The sequence below is a fragment of the Nonomuraea sp. NPDC005650 genome (assembly GCF_040605375.1).
GTDB lineage: Bacteria > Actinomycetota > Actinomycetes > Streptosporangiales > Streptosporangiaceae > Nonomuraea.
This window is the reverse complement of sequence record NZ_JBEXCR010000124.1, coordinates 1-2,480: the sequence shown is the minus strand read 5'-3', so window position 1 is coordinate 2,480 and position 2,480 is coordinate 1. Positions and strand designations below refer to the sequence as shown.

The window sequence follows — 2,480 nt, the reverse complement described above, 5'->3', positions numbered from 1 at the left end:
GCCGCGACATCGAAGCCATGCACCCGGGCCGCACCCGCGTCCGCCTTGAGCAGCGTGGACAGGATCTTCACGACCGTGGTCTTGCCCGCCCCGTTGGAGCCGAGCAAGGCGAAAATACTGCCCCGCGCCACGTCGAAGTCGACGCCCCGCAGCACCTGCAGTTCCTTGTACGACTTCTCCAGGCCCTGCACCCGGATCGCAGGCCCCTGAACCTGATCGGCTCTGTTCACGATTCCTCCCCCGCCACGCGATCGATGGCCTTGGCCAGCCGCTCCCGCTCCCGGCCGATCCACGAACCCCCCGCATAGTTGCGAACAAACGTCTCGGCGAACTCCACCGGATCTCCCCCGACGACGTCACGGACCGGGATCCCGTCCGCCGCGCTCTGCTCGAACAGATCCGCCAGATCCTCCAGCATCGCCAGCAGGCTCTCCGCCTCCCCCGGCCCGAAGAACTGCATATACCGCTCCAGCGCCTCGACCGCCGTGCGATAGTTCACCGGAAGCCGCCCCACCCGCGCCTTGTACTGCCGGTAGCGCTTCTTGTCCTCCAACGGCCCCGTGACCGTCTCCAAAGCCTGCCGCAAGCGGCTCTTCGGCTCGCTCGACTCTGCGGCCATGACTACTTACCTCCTTCGCGGAGCTGTTCGAGCCGTTCCGTGAGGAAGCTCCAGGTCCTCCAGAACTCTTCGAGATACGCCCGTCCCTGAGCGTTCAGGGAGTACACCTTGCGCGGCGGGCCCTTCTCGGACGGGACCTTCTCCACATCGACGAGACCGCGTTGCTCGACCCGGACCAGCAGCGCGTAGATGGTGCCCTCGGCGATGTCGGTGAAGCCCTGCTCCCGCAGCCACGCCGTGATCTCGTAGCCGTACGCGGGCCGGCCGGACAGGATCGCCAGAACGATGCCCTCCAGCACGCCCTTGAGCATCTCCGTCACCTGCTTGCCCATGGAACACCTCCCTTCAGCTACTCAATGTTGCTGACTACCAGTACAAAGTAACACTGACTACTAGTACTTAGCAACGCCGAATAGTCGAGACCGCAACCGGGTGGATGCGGGCGAGGCCGCCGCGTCGTCCGGGCACCCGGTCCATGAGCCGCGAGAAGGGCTCGGTCACGGTCGGCGAGCCGGTGCGGCGTGCGTACCGTCGGCATCCGCAGGCGTCGCGGGCCGGTTCCTCGACCAGGCCCAGCCGGCGATCAAGCCGCACCATCTTCACCGCGACACCGGGGAAGGCCGCTGCCTGGCGGATCGTTTGTTCAGCGCCCTGCGCGGTCGAGGGCGGCGACCTCGCGTACGGCCTCGGCGACGGCGCGGAAGTCCTTTTTCAGGATCGCACCGTGGTTGCCGGCGACCTTCGCGCTGATCTTGATGTTCGGGTTACGGGCGGCCACCGGGTAATCCCGGACGGCGACCTCGAAGGAATAGTCCGCCGAACGCTTCGACCTGCCGCGAGCCCGCTCGTCGTAGGTGATGTGCCGCCACCCCGTCCCCAACTCGGCGATGACCCGCCGCCAATACCCCTGCGTGGCGAACTGGCCGTTGCGGTAGACCACGGGGACACCGGGACCGCCGGTGTCGGTCACGGCCAGCGCCGTATCGTCAACCGGCATCATGCCGGTCCAATTCGAGTTGGTCATGGTTCCTCGTCTCCGTATTCGTTGTCGTCTGGTTGCCGGAGTCGCCGAGCAGATGCCGGCGGATCACGACGTCACCGGTGTAGGTGGGCGCGCTCGCCCTTCCCTGAGAGCCGTCGGCCCGTTGTCGGCCATGGCGTTCACGTCGAGCCAGGCGGCGGCGCAGGCGTGGAGGAACACCTCGCCGCGCACGACTTCCCCGCCCCAGAGGCGGTCTTCGCGGTGAGTACGTGGTCAACGACGATGTCGCGCCGGGGTTCTCGATGACCCCGCAGGCGCCGATCGCGCGGGCGGGCACCTCGCCGATAAACGGCTAAAGTTCAGACTGGTTCAACCGTGCTCTGCTGTAGCGGGCGCAGCCTCGGAGAGGCTGTTCCAGCACCCTCCCGAGAGCCCGTCCAACCGGACGCGCCTACTCGCAGAAAACCCGCAAATACCCGTCGGCCATCTCCATCTCCACGACCGTCTCATCGAGATGATCCACAAGCGCCTCAAGCTGCTCAGGCCTGAGCTGCGTCAAATCGAACGGCACACCCGACCTGCTCATCTCCGCGTTGGCCCGCTCCAGCGCCTGCGACGGAACCAGCGCCGCCAACTGAACCCCGGCCCGCAACAGCTGCAAAGGCGCCCGCACATTGAGCCGCCCCGACTGCCCATCCTCCTCCAGGAACTCCATCACCACCCGCAGATACTTCGCCTTACCCTTCGGCCGCACCACGGAACCGGCCGCCACCGCCGGCGCCTGGTCCCGTTCCAGCGCGACGATCAGCCGCTCCGCCTCCTCCACAGTGATCTTGCCCCCGGCCAGCAGCTCGAGGACGTCCTTACGCTCTCCGCTCA

5 protein-coding genes are annotated in these 2,480 nt (G+C 66.8%); all 5 read right to left on the bottom strand.

Annotation, left to right across the window (positions count from 1 at the left end; all coding sequences use genetic code 11):
* A partial coding sequence (locus ABZS69_RS66895) for an ATP-binding cassette domain-containing protein (protein ID WP_355395588.1) occupies positions 1–230 on the bottom strand: 230 nt, incomplete at its 3' end.
* Entirely contained in the window at positions 227–619 is a 393-nt protein-coding gene (locus tag ABZS69_RS66890; RefSeq protein WP_355395585.1) for a DUF1048 domain-containing protein, read from the bottom strand. The genes ABZS69_RS66890 and ABZS69_RS66895, both read right to left, overlap by 4 nt.
* Positions 620–621: 2 nt before the next feature.
* A complete protein-coding gene (locus tag ABZS69_RS66885) occupies positions 622–951 on the bottom strand; it encodes a PadR family transcriptional regulator (RefSeq protein ID WP_355395582.1) in 330 nt (109 codons plus the stop codon).
* A gap of 311 nt (positions 952–1,262) precedes the next feature.
* Complete coding sequence (locus tag ABZS69_RS66880; RefSeq protein WP_355395579.1) at positions 1,263–1,643, bottom strand: hypothetical protein; 381 nt, start codon at positions 1,641–1,643, stop codon at positions 1,263–1,265.
* A gap of 409 nt (positions 1,644–2,052) precedes the next feature.
* Positions 2,053–2,480: hypothetical protein (locus ABZS69_RS66875; RefSeq protein WP_355395576.1), on the bottom strand; the 428-nt coding region annotated here is incomplete at its 5' end.

Bases quoted from the DNA above. Each gene is read 5' to 3' on its own strand.
- ABZS69_RS66880 (WP_355395579.1), bottom strand. From the start codon at position 1,643: ATGACCAACTCGAATTGGACCGGCATGATGCCGGTTGACGATACGGCG.
- ABZS69_RS66885 (WP_355395582.1), bottom strand. From the start codon at position 951: ATGGGCAAGCAGGTGACGGAGATGCTCAAGGGCGTGCTGGAGGGCATC.
- ABZS69_RS66890 (WP_355395585.1), bottom strand. From the start codon at position 619: ATGGCCGCAGAGTCGAGCGAGCCGAAGAGCCGCTTGCGGCAGGCTTTG.